Annotated in this window: 23 protein-coding genes; 8 read left to right on the forward strand and 15 right to left on the reverse strand. The window is 38.4% G+C overall.

Annotation, left to right across the window (positions count from 1 at the left end):
- Positions 1–49: 49 nt before the first annotated feature.
- From mutS to O1Q80_RS01290, 7 genes are all read right to left on the reverse strand, one after another.
- Positions 50–2,617, reverse strand: a complete 2,568-nt coding sequence (gene mutS / locus O1Q80_RS01260; protein WP_386695180.1) for a DNA mismatch repair protein MutS — start codon at positions 2,615–2,617, stop codon at positions 50–52.
- 164 nt (positions 2,618–2,781) lie between these two features.
- Positions 2,782–3,579, reverse strand: a complete 798-nt coding sequence (cysE, locus tag O1Q80_RS01265; RefSeq protein ID WP_386691788.1) for a serine O-acetyltransferase — start codon at positions 3,577–3,579, stop codon at positions 2,782–2,784.
- Positions 3,580–3,589: 10 nt separating this feature from the next.
- Positions 3,590–4,594 (reverse strand): NAD(P)H-dependent glycerol-3-phosphate dehydrogenase, encoded by a 1,005-nt coding sequence (gpsA, locus tag O1Q80_RS01270; RefSeq protein ID WP_386688923.1) that lies wholly within the window; start codon positions 4,592–4,594, stop codon positions 3,590–3,592.
- 107 nt (positions 4,595–4,701) lie between these two features.
- Positions 4,702–5,214 carry a protein-export chaperone SecB gene (gene secB / locus O1Q80_RS01275; protein ID WP_386688921.1) on the reverse strand — a complete coding sequence of 171 codons (513 nt, stop codon included), beginning with the start codon at positions 5,212–5,214 and terminating at the stop codon, positions 4,702–4,704.
- Positions 5,215–5,223: 9 nt separating this feature from the next.
- Positions 5,224–5,661, reverse strand: a complete 438-nt coding sequence (locus O1Q80_RS01280; protein WP_386695182.1) for a rhodanese-like domain-containing protein — start codon at positions 5,659–5,661, stop codon at positions 5,224–5,226.
- A gap of 78 nt (positions 5,662–5,739) precedes the next feature.
- Positions 5,740–6,174 carry a D-aminoacyl-tRNA deacylase gene (gene dtd, locus O1Q80_RS01285; protein ID WP_386688917.1) on the reverse strand — a complete coding sequence of 145 codons (435 nt, stop codon included), beginning with the start codon at positions 6,172–6,174 and terminating at the stop codon, positions 5,740–5,742.
- A complete protein-coding gene (locus tag O1Q80_RS01290) occupies positions 6,171–7,052 on the reverse strand; it encodes a virulence factor BrkB family protein (protein WP_386695183.1) in 882 nt (293 codons plus the stop codon). The genes dtd and O1Q80_RS01290 overlap by 4 nt, the downstream gene beginning before the upstream one ends.
- Before the next feature lie 58 nt (positions 7,053–7,110).
- Between O1Q80_RS01290 and trmL the strand changes: the two genes are divergently transcribed.
- A complete protein-coding gene (gene trmL, locus O1Q80_RS01295) occupies positions 7,111–7,587 on the forward strand; it encodes a tRNA (uridine(34)/cytosine(34)/5-carboxymethylaminomethyluridine(34)-2'-O)-methyltransferase TrmL (protein ID WP_386695185.1) in 477 nt (158 codons plus the stop codon).
- 293 nt (positions 7,588–7,880) lie between these two features.
- Here the strand turns inward: trmL and O1Q80_RS01300 are convergent, their stop codons facing one another.
- The 3 genes from O1Q80_RS01300 to O1Q80_RS01310 all read right to left on the reverse strand — a co-directional run bounded on the left by O1Q80_RS01300 (position 7,881) and on the right by O1Q80_RS01310 (position 10,322).
- Positions 7,881–8,921 carry a Gfo/Idh/MocA family oxidoreductase gene (locus tag O1Q80_RS01300; RefSeq protein ID WP_386695187.1) on the reverse strand — a complete coding sequence of 347 codons (1,041 nt, stop codon included), beginning with the start codon at positions 8,919–8,921 and terminating at the stop codon, positions 7,881–7,883.
- Positions 8,922–9,048: 127 nt separating this feature from the next.
- Positions 9,049–9,588, reverse strand: coding sequence for an NADPH-dependent FMN reductase (locus tag O1Q80_RS01305; protein WP_386695189.1), 540 nt, complete (start codon positions 9,586–9,588; stop codon positions 9,049–9,051).
- Positions 9,589–9,632: 44 nt separating this feature from the next.
- A complete protein-coding gene (locus O1Q80_RS01310) occupies positions 9,633–10,322 on the reverse strand; it encodes a pirin family protein (RefSeq protein ID WP_386688907.1) in 690 nt (229 codons plus the stop codon).
- A gap of 211 nt (positions 10,323–10,533) precedes the next feature.
- Here O1Q80_RS01310 and O1Q80_RS01315 point away from each other — a divergent pair, with 211 nt between their 5' ends.
- The 4 genes from O1Q80_RS01315 (at position 10,534) to O1Q80_RS01330 (ending at position 13,368) form a co-directional block, all read left to right on the forward strand.
- Complete coding sequence (locus O1Q80_RS01315; RefSeq protein WP_386688905.1) at positions 10,534–10,923, forward strand: RidA family protein; 390 nt, start codon at positions 10,534–10,536, stop codon at positions 10,921–10,923.
- A 12-nt stretch (positions 10,924–10,935) separates the two neighbouring features.
- Positions 10,936–11,610 carry a phosphoglycolate phosphatase gene (locus O1Q80_RS01320; protein ID WP_386695191.1) on the forward strand — a complete coding sequence of 225 codons (675 nt, stop codon included), beginning with the start codon at positions 10,936–10,938 and terminating at the stop codon, positions 11,608–11,610.
- Between the two features lie 38 nt (positions 11,611–11,648).
- Positions 11,649–12,665 (forward strand): tryptophan--tRNA ligase, encoded by a 1,017-nt coding sequence (gene trpS, locus O1Q80_RS01325; RefSeq protein ID WP_386688901.1) that lies wholly within the window; start codon positions 11,649–11,651, stop codon positions 12,663–12,665.
- Positions 12,666–12,732: 67 nt separating this feature from the next.
- Positions 12,733–13,368 (forward strand): hypothetical protein, encoded by a 636-nt coding sequence (locus O1Q80_RS01330; RefSeq protein ID WP_386695192.1) that lies wholly within the window; start codon positions 12,733–12,735, stop codon positions 13,366–13,368.
- A 60-nt stretch (positions 13,369–13,428) separates the two neighbouring features.
- On the opposite strand, the gene glpX is transcribed toward O1Q80_RS01330, so the two are convergent.
- Positions 13,429–14,442, reverse strand: coding sequence for a class II fructose-bisphosphatase (glpX, locus tag O1Q80_RS01335; protein WP_386695194.1), 1,014 nt, complete (start codon positions 14,440–14,442; stop codon positions 13,429–13,431).
- 173 nt (positions 14,443–14,615) lie between these two features.
- Between glpX and zapB the strand changes: the two genes are divergently transcribed.
- Together zapB and O1Q80_RS01345 are read left to right on the forward strand one after the other, a co-directional pair.
- On the forward strand, positions 14,616–14,834 hold the full coding sequence (zapB, locus tag O1Q80_RS01340; RefSeq protein WP_386688895.1) for a cell division protein ZapB: 219 nt from the start codon (positions 14,616–14,618) through the stop codon (positions 14,832–14,834).
- Positions 14,835–14,980: 146 nt separating this feature from the next.
- Positions 14,981–15,742 carry a DeoR/GlpR family transcriptional regulator gene (locus O1Q80_RS01345; protein WP_386695196.1) on the forward strand — a complete coding sequence of 254 codons (762 nt, stop codon included), beginning with the start codon at positions 14,981–14,983 and terminating at the stop codon, positions 15,740–15,742.
- Positions 15,743–15,830: 88 nt separating this feature from the next.
- Here the strand turns inward: O1Q80_RS01345 and glpQ are convergent, their stop codons facing one another.
- The 4 genes from glpQ to O1Q80_RS01365 form a co-directional block, all read right to left on the reverse strand.
- Complete coding sequence (gene glpQ, locus O1Q80_RS01350) at positions 15,831–16,883, reverse strand: glycerophosphodiester phosphodiesterase (RefSeq protein WP_386696123.1); 1,053 nt, start codon at positions 16,881–16,883, stop codon at positions 15,831–15,833.
- A gap of 106 nt (positions 16,884–16,989) precedes the next feature.
- Complete coding sequence (glpT, locus tag O1Q80_RS01355; protein WP_386691804.1) at positions 16,990–18,429, reverse strand: glycerol-3-phosphate transporter; 1,440 nt, start codon at positions 18,427–18,429, stop codon at positions 16,990–16,992.
- A gap of 28 nt (positions 18,430–18,457) precedes the next feature.
- Positions 18,458–20,014, reverse strand: a complete 1,557-nt coding sequence (locus tag O1Q80_RS01360; protein WP_386695198.1) for an FAD-dependent oxidoreductase — start codon at positions 20,012–20,014, stop codon at positions 18,458–18,460.
- Between the two features lie 189 nt (positions 20,015–20,203).
- The gene (locus tag O1Q80_RS01365; RefSeq protein WP_386688887.1) at positions 20,204–21,022 is read right to left on the reverse strand and encodes a Cof-type HAD-IIB family hydrolase; all 819 of its coding nucleotides are present in this window, start codon (positions 21,020–21,022) and stop codon (positions 20,204–20,206) included.
- Positions 21,023–21,173: 151 nt separating this feature from the next.
- Here O1Q80_RS01365 and ilvG point away from each other — a divergent pair, with 151 nt between their 5' ends.
- Complete coding sequence (gene ilvG / locus O1Q80_RS01370) at positions 21,174–22,826, forward strand: acetolactate synthase 2 catalytic subunit (protein ID WP_386688885.1); 1,653 nt, start codon at positions 21,174–21,176, stop codon at positions 22,824–22,826.
- The last annotated feature ends 6 nt before the right edge of the window (positions 22,827–22,832 follow it).

Consider the following 22,832-nt stretch of genomic DNA (forward strand, 5'->3'; position numbering starts at 1 on the left):
ACGGTGTAAAAGACTTCCTATTATGTAAATAATCCTGTTGTTCTGATCTTCAATTCAACATCTTCTTCAACTGATACAAATAACCCAACGCCTGTTTTGGGCTTAACTCATCTGGATCGAGTTTTTCTAACATCTCTAACACTTCGTTTTTAGTTTCATCTTCATTTAATAAAGGTAACTCTGCCTGCAGAGATAAAATGTCAGATTTTTTTACCGCACTTTTGCTTGATAATTTCTCAAGCTGAGTTAATTTTTGTTTTGCCAGCTTAATCACATTTTGTGGCACACCCGCTAAAGCTGCCACGGCTAAACCATAACTTTTACTGGCAGCACCGTCTTGTACGCTGTGCATAAAAGCAATGCTGTTATTATGTTCTAGGGCATCTAAATGCACATTCATTGTGCCAGCAATCTGTTCTGGCATGGCAGTGAGTTCAAAATAATGGGTAGCAAATAGGGTAAGACTTCTGATTTTTTTAGCTAACCATTCGGCACAAGCCCACGCCAGTGATAAACCGTCATAGGTAGATGTGCCACGTCCTATTTCATCAATCAAGACTAAACTTTGTGCGGTGGCTTGATGGAGGATATTTGCCATTTCGGTCATTTCTACCATAAAAGTGGATCGTCCCGATGCCAAGTCGTCACTTGCCCCAATACGGGTGAAAATACGATCAATAGGACCAATCACTGCTCGTTCTGCGGGGACGAAACTACCGATATATGCCATTAAGGTAATCAATGCGGTTTGTCGCATATAGGTACTTTTACCGCCCATATTTGGTCCCGTGATAATCAATAAATGACGCTGTTGATTGAGTTCCACAGGGTTGGCAATAAAAGGGTCTTTCAATACTTGTTCCACCACAGGGTGGCGACCATTTTCAATTTTTACCCCAATTTCATCGCTAAATTCTGGTTGCACATAATTTAACGTTTCTGCCCGTTCGCTCAAATTAACCAATACATCTAACTCGGCAAGGGTAAGACTGGCTAATTGTAGATCACCTAAGTGCGGTAGAATTTGCTCAAAAATTTCATCATAAAGCTGCTTTTCTAACGCCAAACTTGCCCCTTTGGCTTTCAGGACTTTATCTTCGTACGTTTTTAATTCAGGAATAATATAACGTTCGGCATTTTTTAAGGTTTGACGGCGAACATAGTGAATCGGTGCTTTGTGAGCTTGCCCTTGGCTAATTTGAATGTAGTAACCATGTACCGCATTAAATCCGACTTTCAAGGTATCAATCCCTGTGGTTTCTCGTTCACGGCGTTCTAAATCTTCTAAATATTGGGTTGCCCCTTGGGCTAAACTTCGCCATTCGTCTAATTCAGAATTGTAGCCTTCCGCGATTACGCCACCGTCACGGATTAACAGAGGCGGATTATCAATAATCGCCCGTTCCAGCAAATCTAAAATGCGTGGAAATTCGCTAATTGATAAGGAAAGTGCGGTGAATTTTGGCGAAATTTTGAGAATTTGATTAATTTCAGGTAATTGTGCCAACGCCAAACGTAAACGAGAAAAATCTCTTGGGCGAGCGGTGCGTAGCGCAACTCGAGCTAAAATCCGTTCCATATCACCCACTTGTTGCAACAAGGGTTGTAGTTGATCAACTAAATCAAATTGCAAGATTTCCGCAATATAGCTGTGACGTGAACGTAACTTTTCCACTTGACGAATGGGTTGATGTAACCAACGTTTTAATAAACGGCTCCCCATGGGTGTAACACATTTATCCAACACCGCCGACAAGGTATTTTCGCTCCCGCCAGTTAAATTTTGAGTCAATTCAAGATTGCGTCTAGTGGCGGCATCTAATTGAATATTCTCATTATTCTGGATTAAACTGATACTTTGAATATGGGGTAATGCAGTACGTTGGGTATCCCTGACATATTGAATTAAACAGCCTGCGGCACACAAACCGAGAATCGCTTTTTCTACCCCAAAAGCAGTGAGATTTTGTGTACCGAATTGACGATTAAGCAACTGTATGGCTGTGCCTAATTCAAATTCCCAAATAGGACGACGGCGTAAGCCTTTGCTGTTGGCAAACATATCCATTTCGACAAAATCTTCGCAATACAATAATTCGGCAGGCACTAAACGTTGTAATTCGGCTTTTAAGGTTTCTTTATTTTCAGGTTCGCTAATTTGAAAACGCCCTGAACTCATATCAATACTGGCTAAACCAAATTTTGCTTTTTCTTGATAAACCGCAACAATCAGATTATCTAAGCGTTCAGGTAACAGATTTTCATCACTCACCGTACCGGGTGTGACGATGCGTACAATTTTCCGCTCAACAGGACCTTTACTGGTGGCAGGATCGCCAATTTGTTCACAAATCGCCACGCTCTCGCCCAACTGTACTAATTTTGCTAAATAGCCCTCTACCGCATGATATGGCACGCCTGCCATAGGAATCGGCTCCCCCGCAGATGCTCCCCGTTTCGTCAGTGAAATATCTAACAGGCTTGACGCTTTTTTAGCATCATCATAAAACAACTCATAAAAATCGCCCATGCGATAAAACAACAAAATATCGGGATTTTCTGCTTTAATGGTTAAATATTGTTTCATCATGGGGGTGTGATTTTCAAAATTCTGCATAAAAAACTCATTGAGATTAGAAATGTTTAGCGAGATTATAGCAAAAAGTGCGGTGCTTTTTATGGGAGTTTTGGGATATTTATAGAAATTGTGATGATTTTTTAAAGATCATGTGTTTCTACTTGGTGTTAATCAGGTAGAAACACATTTCAGCAAAAAGCCCATTAAATATTCAGCATTTCCGCATCATCAATAAAATACTGATTCATATCAAAGGCTGGTTTGGCATCTTTATCTTTACCGATAATCCGAGCTGGAACGCCAGCAGCAGTGGCATATTCTGGCACAGGCTGTAATACCACGGAATTGGCACCGATTTTGGCGTATTTACCCACTTCAATATTGCCAAGAATTTTGGCACCCGCACCAATCATTACACCCTCACGGATTTTTGGGTGGCGGTCGCCTGATTCTTTCCCTGTACCACCTAAGGTAACACCTTGTAAAATAGATACGTCATTTTCAATCACTGCCGTTTCACCCACTACAATACCTGTTGCATGGTCAAACATAATGCCACAGCCAATTTTTGCCGCAGGGTGAATATCCACATCAAAAGCGACTGAAATTTGATTTTGTAAATAAATGGCAAGTGAACGACGGTTATTTTTCCATAAATAATGAGTAATGCGGTAACTTTGAATGGCGTGAAAACCTTTCAGATAAAGCAACGGTGTGGATAACAATGCTACCGCAGGGTCACGTTGACGCACAGCGTTAATATCACAGGCGGCACTTTCAATAATACTTGGTTGAGATTGATAAACTTCTTCAATGATCTCACGTAAAGTAATCGCAGGCATATTGGCAGTAGCTAATTTATTAGCAAGAATATAGCTTAATACACTGCCTAAATTTTTATGCTTTAAAATCGTAGAATGAAAGAAACTGGCTAACATAGGCTCGTGATCGACTAATTCTTTCGCTTCATCACGAATTTTATGCCATACATCATTTAACATAAATTACTCCTTATTCTTCTTTCTTCTCACGACTTAATAATGCCATAGCGGCATCTTTGGCGTTTTTATGATGAAATAATACTTGGTACATTTGTTCAGTAATCGGCATTTCAACACCTTGTCTTGCGGCTAATAATACCGCCTCTTTAGTATTGTAATAACCCTCAACTACTTGACCAATTTCATTCATTGCTTGTTCTGCTGAAACACCTTGCCCTAACATTAAACCAAAGCGACGATTCCTAGATTGGTTGTCAGTACAGGTTAACACTAAATCGCCTAAGCCAGACATTCCCATAAACGTATTGGGGTTCGCTCCCAATGATACGCCTAAACGACTGATTTCCGCAATACCACGAGTAATCAAGGCGGTACGGGCATTTGCACCAAATCCGATGCCATCTGAAATACCTGCGGCAATCGCAATAACATTTTTAATTGCACCGCCCAGTTGTACCCCAATCATGTCTTGATTTAAATAGACACGAAAATGTTTACTACAATGAATACGATTTTGCAGTTCAACGGCGAATTGCTGATCATTAGCGGCTAACGAAATTGCAGTCGGTAAACCAGCGGCGAGTTCCTTGGCAAAAGTTGGTCCAGATAAAATTGCTAAAGGATAATGATTACCTAATTTTTCTTGAATAACCGTTTGTAGTAAGCGACCTGTATCTCGCTCTAAACCTTTGGTCGCCCACGCAATACGGCTATCTGGACGTAAATACGGTTTAATTTGGTCAATCACATCGGCAAAAACATGACTAGGTACAACAATTAATAAATCTCGTGATTTTTGCACCGCAGTTTCAAGATCTTCTTCTATATGTAATGCGGATGGAAACATAATATTTGGTAAAAAACGAGCATTTTGTCGTTCTTTTTCCAACTGGCGGCAATGCTCAACATTATGTCCCCACAGATAAGTAGGGAAATCATTGCGAGAAAAGGCAATCGCTAAAGATGTACCGTAGGAACCCGCTCCCAATACGCTAATCGGAGTTTGAATGGTCATATACAAATCCTTAGAAAAAAGCATCTCAAACAGAGATGCTCATTCGGAACAGCGGTTGTTTTGGTTGATATATTCGACTAAAACAACCTTTAATTCATTAACAATAATTAATGAGCAGTTGGTTGTTCAGATTGTTGTTCTTCCTGCTCAATGCGACGTAAATGTTCCATAAACAACGCATCAAAATTTACTGGAGCAAGATTTAATGCAGGGAATGTACCACGATTCACTAAGCTAGAAATTAATTCACGAGCATAAGGGAACAGCATATTCGGGCATTGTGAAGTTAAACAATGTGCCATTTGCATATCTTCTAAACCGCTGATACTAAATACACCTGCTTGTTTGACTTCACAAATAAATGCCACTTCTTTGCTGTCTTCTAAGGTGGTTTCAGCAGAAATGTTTAACACTACTTCATATAAATCATCACCTAATTGTTTAGCTTCAGTGCTTAAATCAAAGCTTAAATTTGGTTTCCATTCTTGGTGGAAAATTTGTGGTAAATTCGGTGCTTCAAAAGACACATCTTTTACATAAATACGTTGAATTTGAAAAACAGCTTCAGGTTGAGCTTGTTCTGACGGTTGTTGAACTGGGTTTTGAGTTTCTTCAGTCATATAAAATCCTTATTTCACTAATGGTAAATTGGCAGCATTCCAACCAGCAATGCCTTCTTGTAATACATATACTTCAACAAAGCCTTGTTTAGACAAGATCTCCGCAGAAGTATTGGCAACGGCACCTGTAGCACAAACTAAAATGATCGGCATTTCTTTATGTTGTTCTATTTTGCCTAAATTATGTTTTTTAATATCAGTTGGCAAAAATTGTTTGCTATTAATGATATGACCACGTTTAAATTCATCAATACTGCGTAAATCAATCACCACTGCATCTTTATTATTGATTAACGCAACAGCTTGTGAATTATTGACTAATTTCACTTTACTTAAAGCAGATTTGACGAATACATAAATGGTTGCTATAAAAACAGCGACCCAAGCAACCACTAACAAGGTATGGTTTTTGGCAAATTGAGCTGCCAAAGGCATAAATTCTTCCATATTGTTCTCAAATGAAAATAAATAAAAGTAGGTACTAAGTATAACCGACTTTCAGCTTGTTGCAAAAACTAATTTTAATTACACATTCAACCAAAAAGTGACAGGTCCATCATTGGTTAAGCTGACTTGCATATCTGCTGCAAATTGCCCCGTAGAAACTTGAATTTTTTCACCGCACTTTTTAACAAAATATTGATATAATTCATCTGCCATTTCTGGTGTTGCTCCTTTAGAAAAACTAGGACGCAACCCTTTTTGAGTATCTGCAACAAGGGTAAATTGTGATACCACTAATAATTCTCCACCAGCTTGTTGAACATTTAAATTCATTTTACCGTCAGCGTCCGTAAACACTCGATAATTCAGCACTTTTTCCACTAATTTGTCGGCTTTGCTCTGATTATCTTGTTTTTCTACCCCAAGTAATACTAATAATCCGTTGCCAATCTCTCCGACAATTTGGTTATCCACTTCGACTTTGGCTTGGCTCACTCGTTGAATCAATCCAATCATGCTTGTTTTTCCTTAATTTTTTGGCTAATTTCGTGTAAATTCAATTCGCCTGATTTAATCAACCGAATATCATCTAATACCGCTGCTAATTGAGCCCCCAATAAAATAAATGTCCAGCTTAACCACATCCATAATAGCATGATCGGTAAGGTTGCCATTGCCCCATAAATTAACTGATAAGAAGGGAAAGTGGTAATATACCAAGCAAAGGCTTGTTTGCCCAAAGTAAAAAATACGGCAGCAATTAACGCTCCTGCGGCGGCGTGTTGCCAATACACTTTTTGATTAGGCACCAATAAATAAATCAGTGAAAAACTTAACCAAGTTAACAAAAAGGGGACAAACGCCAATAATTTTAAGCCAAAAGGCAAATTAATCCCGTCATTAAATAATTTAAAGGAAGCAATATAGCTAGAAATAGCAATACTTGCACCAATAAAAATGGGTCCAAGAGTTAAGATCGTCCAATAAATAGCGAAAGAAAACACCAGACTACGATTCTTGGCTCGCCAAATATCATTAAGGGTTTGATCAATAGACTTGATTAACATTAATGCCACCACAATTAAACTAACCACCCCTACCGCACTCATCTGTTTGGAATTATTAACAAATTCATCAATATACTGTCCTACAACATCACTCGCAGAGGGGGCAAAATTAGTAAAAATAAATTGCTTTAATGAATCCGTCATTTCATTAAACATCGGAAAAGCAGAAAAAATAGCAAATATCACCATGACTAACGGTACAATGGCTAAAGTGGTGCTATAAGTGAGTGACCCTGCTGCTTGGGTCAGTTTATTTTGTTGAAAACGTTGCCAAAAAACATTCAAAAATAACCAAATAGACGTTAAAAACTGATCATTTTTTTTCATAAGATTTTTCCTCTAAACTGCGGTACAATTTGCCATTATTTCTAAACTGAGAATTATTATGTTAGATATTGTTTTATATGAACCAGAAATTCCACAAAATACAGGTAACATCATTCGTTTATGTGCCAACACTGGTTTCCGTTTACATTTAATTGAACCGCTTGGTTTTACTTGGGACGATAAAAGATTACGTCGTTCTGGATTAGATTATCATGAATTCGCCGAAATCAAAAAACATAAAACCTTTGAACAATTTTTGCAAACGGAGCAACCTAAACGATTATTTGCAATGACGACCAAAGGAAGCCCTGCACACAGTGAAGTGCGGTTTGAATTAGGTGATTATTTGATGTTCGGACCAGAAACAAGGGGAATTCCAATGTCAATTTTAAACAATATGCCAATGGAACAAAAAATTCGTATTCCTATGGCGGAAAACAGTCGTAGTATGAATTTATCAAACTCTGTAGCCGTAGCTGTTTATGAGGCTTGGCGACAATTAGGTTATCAAGGTGCGGTGAATTTAACACGCTGAGAAAATATAACGAGCAAAAAAAATGCAATGAGAAATTGTAATATTTTTCATCGCATTTTTAACTTTAATTGCTTTCCAATAAGAGAATAACAAATCCCTTAGTATCCTAAACATACCCTACATAAAGTGTCCCCACACCTGTAAGATATGAGTTGAATTATAAGGAAAATCTTTTCTCTGTAAATCACAAAATTGTAAAGCGAACGTAAAGATTATTGATTTTAAATGCAATTTTAAAGAAATTTATTTTTACAGTTGAGCAAATAAACGCCATAATTCGATCAATTTCTCAATTAAATTGCTATTTTTTGATCAAGTTTTGCACTCTCAAATGCCTTTTCAATGATATTTAATACCAAAATAACCTGCTCTAGGCTGACTAACTGCGGTGCTTTTTCCGTAATATTTGCATAAAGATTATCAAATAACGCTCGATAACTGGTTGCTACATTTGGATAAGCATAACGTACAACTTGGTTATCTTGTTCAGTATGTAAAATACCCCACGATTCTTCACTCTCAGCATTCCAATTCCCCACGGGAACAATACCGTTGATTAACAGATTTTCTTGCTGATCGGCTTTCGCCTTAAGGTAAGAACCTAGTTTACCGTGCAAGGCGAATTGTGCGTTAGTTTCTCGAACATATTTACTCGCAATCAGCGATACTTTTAAACCGTTAGCATAATATAAATGCACATCAAAATTATCATCCACCACCGAATCTTCATGCTGCGAACGAATATCCGCAAATACCGCTTGTGGTTTGCCAAATAAATACACCGCCTGATCAATTAAATGTACACCTAAATCATACATCAAGCCTGTGCCTTGTTCGCCCGTTTCTTTCCATTGTTTCGGATTTTTACTTTTAGCATAACGTTCCATACGGATTTCACAATCCACGGGTTCACCGATTAACCCTTTTTGTAAAATTTCTTTTGCGGTAGCGATATGACTATCCCAACGGCGGTTTTGATAAACATACAAAGTAATATTATGTTGTTTAGCTAACTCGCTTAACTCTAACGCTTGTTGTGCAGTTGCCACTAACGGCTTTTCTACCAACACATTTTTTTTCGCTAAAATAGCTTGTTTCACCATAGTATAATGGGTTTGATTTGGCGTAGTAATCACCACCAGATCGATCTCATCAGTTAATAATTCTGCGTAATCTCGCACAATTTGCACATCAGGCAACCATGCTTTGGCTCGTTCAGTAGAACGCTCATACACTTTACGGATTTGGAAACGTGGATCGGATTTAAAAAAGGGGATATGGAAAAGGCGAGCAGAATAACCGCTACCCGCAATAGCGACATTAATGGATTTCATGATTTTTCCTAGTAAAAGACCCCATATTTACATACGGGGTTAAGCATATTACGCCACGCTGTGGCTAGAAAAGATGCGGAGCATCGTTACTATTCATAGCCCTGTACGTTAGTGCAGAGAATACAAATTATTGCACAAAATCCGCATACTCATTAATGAATTTTTGTAATTTTTGTTTCACATCTTCAGAAGCAATTTCACCTTGCTCATTAAATACACCACCGAAAATTCCTGGCACTTGTGCCACGTTTGGTAACAATTTCATGTTCACATAATGAGCTGTGACTAAGGCTTTTAAACTTGCCGTTACACCAGCACCGTCAGTTGCTGTCACGGTCACAATACCAGCAGGTTTATCGATCCATAGGCTTTCACCTGACGGGCGAGAACCAATATCCACAGCATTTTTTAATACTGCTGGAGTACTACCGTTATGTTCTGGGCTTACAAATAAAATCCCATCTGCTTCGCTAATTTGTTTACGAAAACGGACATATTGTGCTGGGCTATTGTCGTCTAAATCACGGTTATATAGCGGAAGATCCGCAATTTCCAAGAAATTTAGTTGAATGCTGGTTGGTGCGATAGCTTTTAAATACTTAGCCACGATTTGGTTAAATGAAGTTTTGCTATTACTTCCTACTAATACTGCAATTTGTTTTGCCATAATAATTTTCCTCTTAAAATGTATTTTTTATCTTAGACCTAAGTTTAGACCAAATCAAACAGTAAAAATTCCACTTCACTATCTGTTTTAATTTTCAACTCTTGTTCTGCTTTAATCCCTAACGCATCACTGGTATTTAACTCAACCCCATTGACAGTTAGTTTTCCTTTAACCACTTGTAACCAATAACTGCGGTGAGAATTTAGGCTAATTTCTTCAGTACGGTTAGCTGCCAGTTGATAACGCCATAATTTCATATCCTGATAAATTTTAAAAGACCCGTCACTGGCATCTGGGGATAAAATTAAAGTTCCACCTTGTTTATCCTCAAATTTACCCTGTGCATATCTTGGGGTAATATTTTTCTGATTTGGAATGATCCAAATTTGATATAAATGCAAGGTTTCTTTTTCATCTGGATTAATTTCTGAATGAAAAATCCCACTACCAGCCGACATAATCTGAAATTCACCCGCTTTTACTTCGGTCTGATTACCCATACTATCTTGGTGAGCCACACGCCCGTTTAGTACATAAGTCAAAATTTCCATATTATCGTGGGGGTGTTTACCAAAACCACGTACTGGAGCAATAAAATCTTCATTAATTACTCGTAAATGGGAAAAATGAATATAGTTGGGATCATAATAACTACCAAAAGAAAAAGTATGATAGCTTTCTAACCAATCAAATGAACCGTCACCACGTTCCTTTGCGTATCTTATTTGTAACATATAATGTTGTTCTCCAATTAGATTTATAAGGGTAAGTTTAACTGTTATTTATTATGAGATAAATATCTCATTTATTGAAACATTATTAATTAAAAGTAAAGTATAAGAGCATAAATAACCCTTTGACCACGACAAAGTGCGGTATTTTTTTTCGTTTTTTTTGTGTAGAATGATAAATAACGTCACAATATAGAAGAAAAGGAAATTTATTATGACCACAGTTATTCATACAGATAAAGCACCCGCAGCCATAGGACCTTATGTACAAGCTGTGGATTTAGGTAATTTAGTGCTGACTTCAGGACAAATTCCAGTCAATCCTGCTACAGGGGAAATTGCAACGGACATTGTGGCTCAAACACGTCAATCGTTAGAAAATATTAAAGCGATTATTGAGCAAGCAGGATTAACGGTTAGCGATATTGTAAAAACCACTGTTTTTGTAAAAGATCTTAACCATTTTGCTGCCGTTAATACAGAATACGAACGTTTCTTCCAAGAAAATAATCACCCGACTTTCCCTGCTCGTTCTTGTGTTGAAGTAGCTCGTTTACCAAAAGATGTTGGCTTAGAAATTGAAGCCATTGCGGTTAGAAAATAAATGGTAAAGATTATGGCATCACAATTTAAACTTATCGGTTTTGATTTAGACGGCACTCTAGTCAATAGCCTGCCCGATTTAGCACTTTCGGTAAATTCTGCTTTAGCGGAATTTAATTTTCCACTAGCAGAAGAAAGCCTAGTACTCACTTGGATTGGTAATGGTGCAGATGTATTAATTAGCCGAGCTTTGGATTGGGCTATGCAACAAACTGGTAAACCACTAGACGAACAGCAAATCCAGCAATTAAAACTGCGGTTTAATTTTTATTACGGTGAAAATTTGTGTAATGTGAGTCGTTTATATCCGAATGTAAAAACCACTTTAGAACAGTTAAAAGCTCGTGGGTTTGTGTTGGCAGTAGTAACCAATAAACCAACTAAACACGTTCAACCTGTATTAAAAGCCTTTGCTATTGACCATTTATTTAGTGAAACCTTAGGCGGTCAATCTTTACCAGCGATTAAACCGCATCCAGCTCCACTTTATTATTTATGTGGTAAATTTGGTTTTTATCCACACCAGATGTTATTTGTAGGGGATTCTCGCAATGACATTCTCGCCGCTCACAATGCTGGCTGTGCAGCAGTAGGCTTAACCTACGGCTATAATTACAACATTCCGATTGCAGAAAGCCACCCTGAATGGGTGTTTGATGACTTTGCGGATATTCTAAAAATCGTTTAAACTGCGGTACAAAAATAGCAAGTTTTAAGGAACAAAAAATGACTAAACCAGTTGTATTAAGTGGCGTTCAGCCATCAGGTGAATTAACTATTGGAAACTATCTCGGTGCATTACGTCAATGGGTCAAAATGCAAGATGACTTCGATTGTCTGTTCTGTATCGTGGATTTGCACGCTATTACCGTTCGTCAAGATCCTGATAAATTACGTAAAGCCACTTTAGACGTGCTTGCACTCTATTTGGCCTGTGGCATCGACCCAGAAAAAAGCACCATCTTTGTGCAATCTCATGTACCTGAACATACGCAATTAGCATGGGTATTAAATTGTTATACCTATTTCGGTGAAATGAGCCGTATGACGCAATTCAAAGATAAATCCAGCAAATACGCTGAAAATGTGAATGTGGGCTTATTTACTTACCCCGTATTAATGGCGGCGGATATTTTATTATATCAAGCCAACCAAGTACCCGTGGGCGAAGACCAACGTCAACACCTTGAAATCACGCGTGATATTGCACAACGTTTTAATGCTTTATATCCAAATGAAAAAGGGGAATTATTTGTAGTACCAGAAGCCTTTATTCCAAAAGCAGGGGCAAAAGTAATGGCATTGCAAGATCCTACTAAGAAAATGTCAAAATCCGATGAAAACCGCAATAACGTGATTACCTTGTTGGAAGATCCAAAATCTGTTGAGAAAAAAATCAAACGAGCTATGACCGATGGCGAAGAACCGCCTGTGGTACGTTATGATTTACAAAATAAAGCGGGGGTATCAAACTTATTGGAGATTCTTTCCGTTATTCGTGATGTGCCGATTGCGGATTTAGAAAAAGAATTTGAAGGTAAAATGTATGGTCATTTAAAAGGGGCGGTAGCAGAAAACGTAGTCAGCATGTTAACTGAGTTACAAGAGCGTTTTTATCATTATCGTAATAATGAAACCTTGTTAAATCAAATTGCATCGGAAGGTGCAAAAAAAGCCCGTGAACGTGCAGCCAACACCTTAGCCAGCGTTTACCAAGCCATCGGGTTTGTACCCGCCCAATAAACTTTTGTAGTAAATTATAGTCTAAATTAAGGTGTGATAACTCACGCCTTAATTTTTAGGAGCAAACATGAAAATTCTTAAATTTATTACCGCACTTTGTGCTTTAACGACTGCTAGCCTTGCTCAAGCGGTGGATTACAATATCAAATACAGTTCTAACTACTTAATGCCAGCTTATGTGCATTTTAGTGAGAATGGGGCAAATTATTCTATTAATGCCAAAATTAATGTACCGCTTTATAACATTCAATTTATTTCATCAGGTACACACGATAGCCGTAATTTCACCATGTTTAATTACAAAGATACTCGCAATAAAAACACCTACGCATTGGCAAAAATCAATGGTAAACAAATTGAGTACGGTAAAGTAAAAAGTGGATTAAAAACTGAAAGTGTGAGTATGCCTGTTTATGATTTATTTACCATGGCATTCCAATTAACTTATTATGATAAATTACCAACCAATTTCATCATTACTAATGGTAAAAAACTTTATCCAATGAATAATGTTTTCGTGAAAAAAAGCGAACAAAATATCACAGTGTCAGGTCGAACCATAAAAGAACTAACCTATACCTTTAAAACGGGTGATAAGGATATTATGGTCAAAAAATATCAAGACGAACAATTTCCACGTTATTTAAAATATACTCGTGATGGCGATAATTATGAGCTGACATTTAGTAAATTAATCAAGTAAGGACTTTTGGCAGTACAACAAAGCTCGCCCCATTGAAAAATATGGGGCAAGCTTTTATCTTTATTCCCCAATTAAATCATATATTTCTGCGTCTTTACGATCTAAATAATGGGTTGACTGGATACGACGAATCGTGCGAGATTTACCCCGAATTAACAAGGTTTCGGTGATAGCAAGATTACCTTTACGTTGAATCCCTTTTAATAGTTCACCATTGGTAATTCCTGTAGCGACAAAAGCTAAATTATCATCTTTGGCTAAATCTTCTAAACGTAAAATTTGATTAACCACTATACCATTTTGTGTACAACGACGAATTTCATCTTCCGCTATTTTTTGATTTTCTGGAGTATCTTCCTTGACCTGATTACGTGGTAATAAACGTGCTTGCATATCACCACCTAACGCACGCACTGCTGCTGCGGTTACTACTCCCTCAGGGGCTCCACCGATACCGTATAGCATATCGACACCGCCATCAGGTAAACAACATAATAATGCACCTGCCACATCTCCATCAGGAATAGCTAATACTCTGGCACCCAGTTGCTGAATATTTTTAATCACTTGATCATGACGTGGTTTAGCTAACACCATTACCGTCACTTGGCTCATGGATTTACCTAATTTTTGTGCCACTCGGCGTAGGTTTTGTTCAATCGGTAAAGATAAATCGATCATTCCTTTCATTTCCGCACCGACAACCAATTTTTCCATATACATATCTGGTGCTCGCAAAAAGGTTTGTTTACCACCTGCTGCTAATACAGAAATGGCATTAGATTGTCCCATTGCGGTCATTCTTGTACCATCAATCGGGTCAACCGCAATGGCGATCTGTTCACCTTTGCCAGTCCCTAATTTTTCACCGATATACAACATTGGTGCTTGATCAATTTCGCCCTCACCAATCACCACTTCCGCATCCATTTCCATTTGATTGAGCATAAAACGCATGGCTTTCACCGCCGCATCATCTGCCGCATTTTTGTCACCACGTCCTAACCAAGCAAAAGCGGCTAAGGCTGCCGCTTCGGTAATACGAGAAAACTCAATGGCTAATAATCTGTTCATTTTACAGTTCCTTATTATTAAATAAAATTTCCTTTATTTTAGCACCTGCATTAAGCCTTGTATTAAAAAATTCGCAGTAATAACTATTTTTTCTCATTTGCTACTTTTAAAACCTAGCATATATGGGTAGAATAACTGGCATACTCTCACGTTATTTTTGAAAGGAATTTATTATGTCATTAGAAATTTTAGATCAGTTAGAAGGCAAAATCCGACAAGCAGTTGAAACTATTCAATTACTTCAATTAGAAGTAGAAGAATTAAAAGACAGAAATCAACAAGCTCAACAAGCCTATGATGCGTTACGCAATGAAAACGAGCAATTAAAAATGGAACACGATAGCTGGCAAGAACGTTTACGTTCATTGTTGGGACAAATTGATAACGTATAATTCTATTTACAGAATAATGGGCAAACTTATAGTTTGCCTTATTTTTATCAAGCTATCACAAAACCCCCATAGACCAAAATATACCGCAAAAATGGTAAAATAGCGTTTATTCAGCAATATTGTGAAAGGTAATAAGGATAATCACCATGAAACAATCTGTTCGTCATCAGAAAATTATCGATCTGGTTAAACAAGAAGGCTATGTCAGCACGGAAGAATTAGTCGATATTTTAAACGTGAGTCCACAAACTATTCGGCGAGATCTGAATACCCTAGCAGAACAAGATCTTATTCGCCGTCACCACGGTGGTGCGGCACACCCTTCTTCCGCAGAAAATAGTGATTATGCCGATCGTAAAGAATTTCTATCGCAAGAAAAAAATAAAATCGCCCAAGCCGCGGCAAAGCTGATTCCCAATGGTTCATCATTATTTATTGACATTGGTACTACCGCCGAAGCCGTAGCAAATGCGTTGTTAAGCCATAAAGATTTACGTATCGTAACGAACAATATCAACGCTGCTCACATTTTAATGAAAAACGACAGTTTCCATATCACCATGGCAGGGGGAACATTACGTCAAGACGGTGGTATTATTGGCGAAGCCACCGTAGCGTTTATTTCACAATTCCGTTTAGATTTCGGCATTTTAGGCATTAGTAGCATTGATTTAGACGGCTCTTTATTAGATTACGATTACCACGAAGTGCAAGTAAAACGTGCAATTATCGAAAATTCACGCCAAACCTTGCTGGTATCCGATCACTCTAAATTTAATCGACATGCTATGGTAAAATTGGGAAACTTAACTGATGTGGATTATTTTGTGACAGATGGACTTTTGCCACCGTCTATTAAGGAACGGTTGGCGTTGTCCGATGTGACGATTGTACTGGGGCAAGAGTAATAAAATGAGGCATAGTAGAAAAAATAGTTCTATTTTCTAAATCGACTATACCTCTATTCATATTAGCTTATCTTTTTATCAGATTAGACTATTTACGATGTAAAAATTCCACCGCTGTATCTGGAAAATCCGTAAATACCCCTGTTGCCCCCGATTTGTTTAATAACACATCATACATATGATTAACATCACTAAAAAATTCAGGTAAGGCATCTTTACGAACCGTATAAGGGTGAAGTTCTAATTTCGTTTTGGCAATATCTTGTACCATTGGGGTTAATTTAATATCACCTAATTTAGATGTTTTATCGTCCACCAACATATACCAACCTGGTCCGACTCCGTCTGCATATTTCGCAACTTCTTGCATCGCACCCGATTTAAACATCCAATCATAATTATAGTTGACCCATTGACCTTGATTGTCCTTTTCTTCGGTTTCATGCCAGTCGGTATAAGCCACTAGTTGAACCAATTTTAAATCCATACCCAGTTTTGGCATTAATTCATTTTTAATACGTTTTAATTCATTAAAATCAAAAGTCTGTAAATAAATAGGATCGGATTTATGCGTATAACCGTATTTTTTCAATACATTTAATACTTCAAGTGCAATATCTTTGCCATTTTGATGATGAAACCAAGGGGCTTTGATTTCGGGATAAATGCCTACTTTTTTACCTGTTGATTTTTCCAAACCTTGGATAAATTCTAGTTCATCTTCGAAAGTATGAATTTTAAAATGGGATTTCCACATAGGGAAACGATTTGGGTAAACCTGTTCTTGTTTACCATTTTCTAGTTTAAAATTCTCGGTCATATTCAGGCTTTGAATTTCATCTAAGGTAAAATCAATCACGTAGTAACGACCATCAGGACGATGACGGTCAGGAAATTTTTTCGCAACATCGGTTAAACCATCTAAAAAATGGTCATGAATAACAATCAAACGATTGTCTTTTGTCATCGCAAGATCTTGTTCTAAATAATCTGCCTTTTGAGCGAAAGCCAACGCCTTTGATTCTAAAGTATGTTCAGGTAAGTAGCCACTCGCCCCACGGTGAGCGATAACAATCTTATTTTGAGAGTGATCTGCCGCTTGCACTTGAATAGGGTTTACTAACCCAATAAAGGTTGACATAGCTAATGCTAAAGTTAGTTTGCTTAGTTTCATTGGAAATCTCCTTATCTTTATTGATAAAACTAAGGAACGATATATTGTATCGTTCCTTAATACATGAAATTAATTATTTACCATAGTGATCCGCTAATCTTGCTTTGTGTTTACCTTCTTCGACCATTACGATAAAGAGTAAGATAATAGCTAAAACACCACCTGTGATCATCACATAGAAACCGCCGTCCCAACCGTAGTATTCTGCTGCCCAACCAACGATCGCTGAAGCGGAAACAGTACCGCCAAGATAACCGAATAAACCTGTAAAACCTGCGGAAGTACCAGCGGCTTTTTTCGGTGCAAGTTCAAGGGCGTGTAAGCCGATTAACATGACAGGACCATAGATTAAGAAACCAACAGTGGTCATTAAAATAAAGTCGGTTAATTGATACGGATTTTCATACCAGTTGGCATAGTTAGCTAATTCCGCTTCTGGTGTCGCTGGGTTTTTCCATAAGGCAACCACTGCAATGGTGGTTAAAATCATAAAGATAAATCCAGTTAAACCACGTTTGCCTTTGAATACTTTGTCAGATACCCAACCACATAATAACGTACCAGGGATCGCAGCTAATTCATAAATAGTGTACGCCCAAGCTGTGCCTTTAATGTTGAAGTGTTTCACTTCACCTAAATACACAGGCGACCATTTTAATACACCATAACGAATTAAATAGACGAATACGTTTGCGATAGCGATATACCATAACAATTTGTTTTTCAACACATAAGTCACGAAAATTTCTTTAGTGGTTAATTCTTGTTCGTTGGTTTTTTCATCATAGTTATCTGGATAGTCATTACGCCATTTTTCGATAGATGGTAAACCACAAGATTGTGGGGTGTCTTTCATCACAAAGTAAATGATGAATGAAACTACGATAGCGGCGATACCAGGATAGTACAGAGTTTGTTGCCACACATCTTTCGCTGTAGCTTGTACACCGTGCGTATTAAAATAAATCGCACTCGCTAATAATACCATTGCCCCAGGCACCATACCGCCTAAGTTATGTGCGGTATTCCAAATAGACACGATTGTTCCACGTTCGGATTTAGACCACCAATGCACCATTGTACGACCACACGGAGGCCACCCCATACCTTGAAACCAACCATTTAAGAAAATGAGAGCAAACATAATCATCACACCCGATGTTGCCCAAGGCATTAAGCCCATACACACCATGCAAAGACCAGATAAAAACAAACCAAATGGTAAAAACACTTTCGGATTCGAGCGATCAGACATTCCCGCCATCACGAATTTAGATAAACCGTATGCCAAACCTAATGCTGAACCAATAAATCCCAACTCAGCTTTATTGTACATACCTGCTTCAATTAATCCTTTTTGAGCTAAATCAAAGTTACCACGTACAAAGTAATAAGCGGCATAACCAAAGAAAATCCCAGCAAAGACTTGCCAACGTAATTGTTTATATCTTGCGTCAACTTTGTCTGCGGGTAATTCCGCAATATGCGGTGCAGGTTTAAATGGACCAAACATAATGTTTCTCCTATGTGATTAAAGAGTATTAAAAATGATATTGTTTACATAACTGACGGAACTCGCTGACTTGTTGTTCCACCCAATCTGCATTTTTATTTAATTCAGGGGCAATATAATTTGCCACATCTTCTGCCACGGCTGAGGCTGCTCTTGCATCTAAAAATAACAAACGAATGCGGCGAGCTAACACATCTTCCAAGGTTTGTGCCATTTCTTCGCGTACCGCCCATAATGCTTCGGCATAAAGGAATGGATAATCTGGATGAATTCGGCTACCCAATTTGCTGTCACTAGCCGCAAGCTGTTCAATATACGTACGGTCACTGCCATAAAAACCAAGGTGGCTGTTCATATCTGCTGGATGATGTCCATGAATTTTGAGGTCCGTAGTCACACATTGTTTTTTAGGTAGAATATTGGCTTTCATCGCCGCATCTAAAGCATCTTCTGCCATTTGACGATAGGTTGTCCATTTGCCACCAATAATATCCACCAACCCAGAAGAACTGATATGAATTTTATGACTGCGTGATACTTCTTTGGTACTTTTATTTTCCCCTTTCGGTGCTGCTAATGGACGCAAGCCCACAAATACGCTACGCACATCTGCACGAGTTGGTGCTTTGACGAAATAATCTTTGGCAGTTTGTAAAATAAATTCCACTTCCTGCTCTAACGGACGAGGTTCATATTCCGCATTTTTCACTAACGTGTCGGTTGTACCGACTACTAATTTATCATGCCAAGGTACAGCGAATAAAACCCGTCCATCGGATGTCTTTGGCACCATTAAAGCTGACTCATTCGGTAAAAATTCCCGATCAATCACAATATGGATACCTTGGCTTGGAACGATACCGTCCATTTCATCGGGGTTATCCATTCTGTTGATTTCATTGGTAAAGACCCCTGTCGCATTGATGACACATTTTGTTCTTACAGCAAAACTTTCGCCACTCAATACATCTCTCGCTTGTACACCACAAATCTTACTCGTTGTATTTTTATCCAAACCAACCACTTCACAATAATTGACTAAAGAAGCACCTTGTTCAATGGCGGTTTGAGCAAGATTAACGGCTAAACGTGCATCATCAAATTGACCATCATAATAGCAAACACCATTATTTAATTTTTCAGGTTTGACCCCTTTTAATGATTGATTGGCTTGGCTTTTGTTTAAATAACGGGTGTGTCCAATACTGAGATCGCCAGATAAACGGTCATATAACCACAGTCCAAAGGTATAATAATATGCCGTCCACCATTTTTCACCTGGAATCACAAAGGTTTCACTTTTGAATAAGTGCGGTGCGTTTTTGCTGAGTCTGCCACGTTCACGTAAGGCTTCTCGTACTAAAGCGATGTCGCCTTGGGCTAAATAACGCACCCCGCCATGTACCAATTTGGTACTGCGGCTGGATGTTCCTTTGGCAAAATCAACACGTTCTAATAATAAGGTAGAAAAACCACGACTGGCGGCATCAACAGCAATACCCAACCCCGTGGCACCACCACCAATAATCACAACATCCCATTCGCGGTCTGTTTTGGCTTGTTGTAAATTCTTATTTCGATTCATAATGAGATTCTCCCCAATGTCAAAACACAAAGATAAAATACTCTATCTTTTTCGCAAAAGAAATATCATTATTTCGAATTTGTGACAAAGATCACAATAATTTTCGTTTTTGCTCAATAATATTACTTATATTAGGGAAATGGCATAAAACGCTCAATTTATGAATGGGTATTAATACAAATACAGTGACTAAAAAACCCTAAACACTGCTCGCAAATAACTGGCTACTGATTCATCTTTATTCAATCCGATTCGTTCTAAATCAGGTAAGGCAGTGAGTAATCTCGGATCAGCATTTGCCATGATACAACCTTTGCCAACTTCCGTTAGCATGTCGAGATCGTTCATGCCGTCACCAAAAGCAATACATTGCGATAATTCGTAGTCACGTTGCTTTAATAGCTCTGCAAGTGCGGTGGCTTTTGAGACATTTTTATTCATCACTTCTAGGCATTGTGGCGTGGAATAAATAATGGTCGTTTGATCGCCATATTTTTCTTTTAGGTGTTGCTCTAAAGGTAATAAATCTTGTAATGTACGTCCGATAAAAAAGATTTTTTGAGTGTTTCTTGCATGATGTTGAGCGAAATCCACCACTTGATAGGTAAAACCACTTTGTTTGTGGTATTTGTTAAGTTCGGGAACATCAATATTAATAAACCATTCCGTCCCTTGATAGCTGTTTAAACAGATATTTTTTGGGTCGAAGGGTTCTTGCATAATCTCGAAAGCCAGTTGTTCGGGCAGATAATTGCTGTAAATTAAATCCCCTTGTAAATTATGCACTTCCGCACCGTTTGAGGTGATCATGGCAGCATTTTCAATCTGCATTTCATTTAAAATAAAGGCGACATCTGGATAGCCACGCCCTGTGGCGAGTATAATATCCACATTTTTATCGGCAACTTTTTCAAGGGTGGCAGTGCTAAATTCTCCGACAACATGATGAGCATTCAATAATGTACCGTCCATATCGGACACCACAGCACGGAAAGGCAAGTTTTGCATTTTTTATCCTTAAATCTGGTATTTTTTAAAATTATAGCAAAAATCACCAAAAAATGACCGCACTTTGATGAATAAATAGTAGGAATAATAAGAAAGATCGTTATAATGAAGCAGATTACGCTAAAACAATAACGAATTTGCAGGTACAACAATGAATGGAGCAAGATTAGTTACAGAATGTCTGAAAGCTCAGGGTGTCAACATCGTGTTTGGCTACCCAGGTGGGGCGATTATGCCAACTTATGATGCACTTTATGATTGTGGCATTGAACATTTTCTTTGTCGCAATGAACAAGGGGCGGCGATGGAAGCGATTGGCTATGCGAGAGCCTTGGGAAATGGTACCGTAGGCGTGTGTATTGCCACTTCTGGACCTGGAGCAGCAAACCTAGTGACGGGGTTAGGTGATGCGTTTATGGACAGCATTCCTGTAGTCGCAATTACAGGTCAAGTGGCAAGCCATTTAATTGGCACAGATGCCTTTCAGGAAGCTGATGTATTGGGGTTATCGTTGGCTTGTACCAAACACAGTTTTATTGTGCAATCGGTGGAAGAATTACCCGAAATTATGGCGAAAGCCTTTCAAATTGCCCGTAGTGGTCGTCCTGGTCCTGTATTAGTGGATATTCCACGTGATATTCAACTTGCCCCAACAGAGGCTAAACCGTTAGTTTATCCAGCACTTGTGGCGAAAAAAATTCACCCTGAAAAACTTGAAAGTGCGGTGCAATTATTAAAAAATTCACAGAAACCTGTGCTGTATATCGGTGGTGGAGTCGGTATGGCAAATGCCACGGCGGCATTACGTCAATTCATTGAAATAACTCAAATTCCAAGCATTTCTACCTTAAAAGGGTTAGGTGCTATTCCAGCCAATACCCCCTATTATATGGGCATGATTGGCATGCACGGTACCAAAGCAGCGAATTTAGCGGTGCAAGAAGCGGATTTACTGGTGGTGCTGGGGGCGAGATTTGATGACCGAGTGACAGGTAAATTAGACACTTTTGCTCCCCATGCCAAAGTGATTCATGCGGATATTGATGCGGCAGAAATTCATAAATTACGCCGTGCCGATGTGGCTTTGCAAGGGGACTTGATTCAGGTAATTCAAGGCTTGAGCCAAGCATTAGCGATTCAACCTTGGCGTGACAAAATTAATCAGTTAAAACAACAATTTGATTTTACTTATGGGAAAAATCAAGGGGAATATTGCATCAATCCTACTTGGTTATTACATGAGATTTCTGATAAAAAAGCACCAACGGATATTATCGTTACCGACGTGGGACAACATCAAATGTGGTCGGCTCAACATATTGATTATTATGCACCTGAGAATTTTATTACTTCGGCTGGTTTCGGCACCATGGGTTTTGGTTTGCCCGCAGCTATCGGGGCGAAAAAAGCCCGTCCGCAAGATGAAGTCATTTTAGTCACGGGTGATGGTTCAATTATGATGAATATTCAGGAACTTGGTGCAGTGAAGTCTTACCATGTTCCAGTTAAAATTGTGCTGTTGGATAATCAACGTTTAGGCATGGTGCGACAATGGCAATCGTTGTTTTTTAATGCTCGCCATAGTTCAACTATTTTAGATGATAATCCTGATTTTGTTACTTTAGCAAAAGCCTTTGATATTGCTGGGGAACGTATTGAAAAAGCCAGCGAGGTGAATGCGGCGTTAGATCGTTTATTACAATCGCCAACCGCTTATTTCTTGCACGTTTGTATTCCACCAGAAGATAATGTTTGGCCGTTAGTACCACCCGGTGCTTGCAATGCGGATATGTTAGATAATTAGATGTGG

The organism is Lonepinella sp. MS14435 (assembly GCF_042485795.1).
GTDB lineage: Bacteria > Pseudomonadota > Gammaproteobacteria > Enterobacterales > Pasteurellaceae > Lonepinella.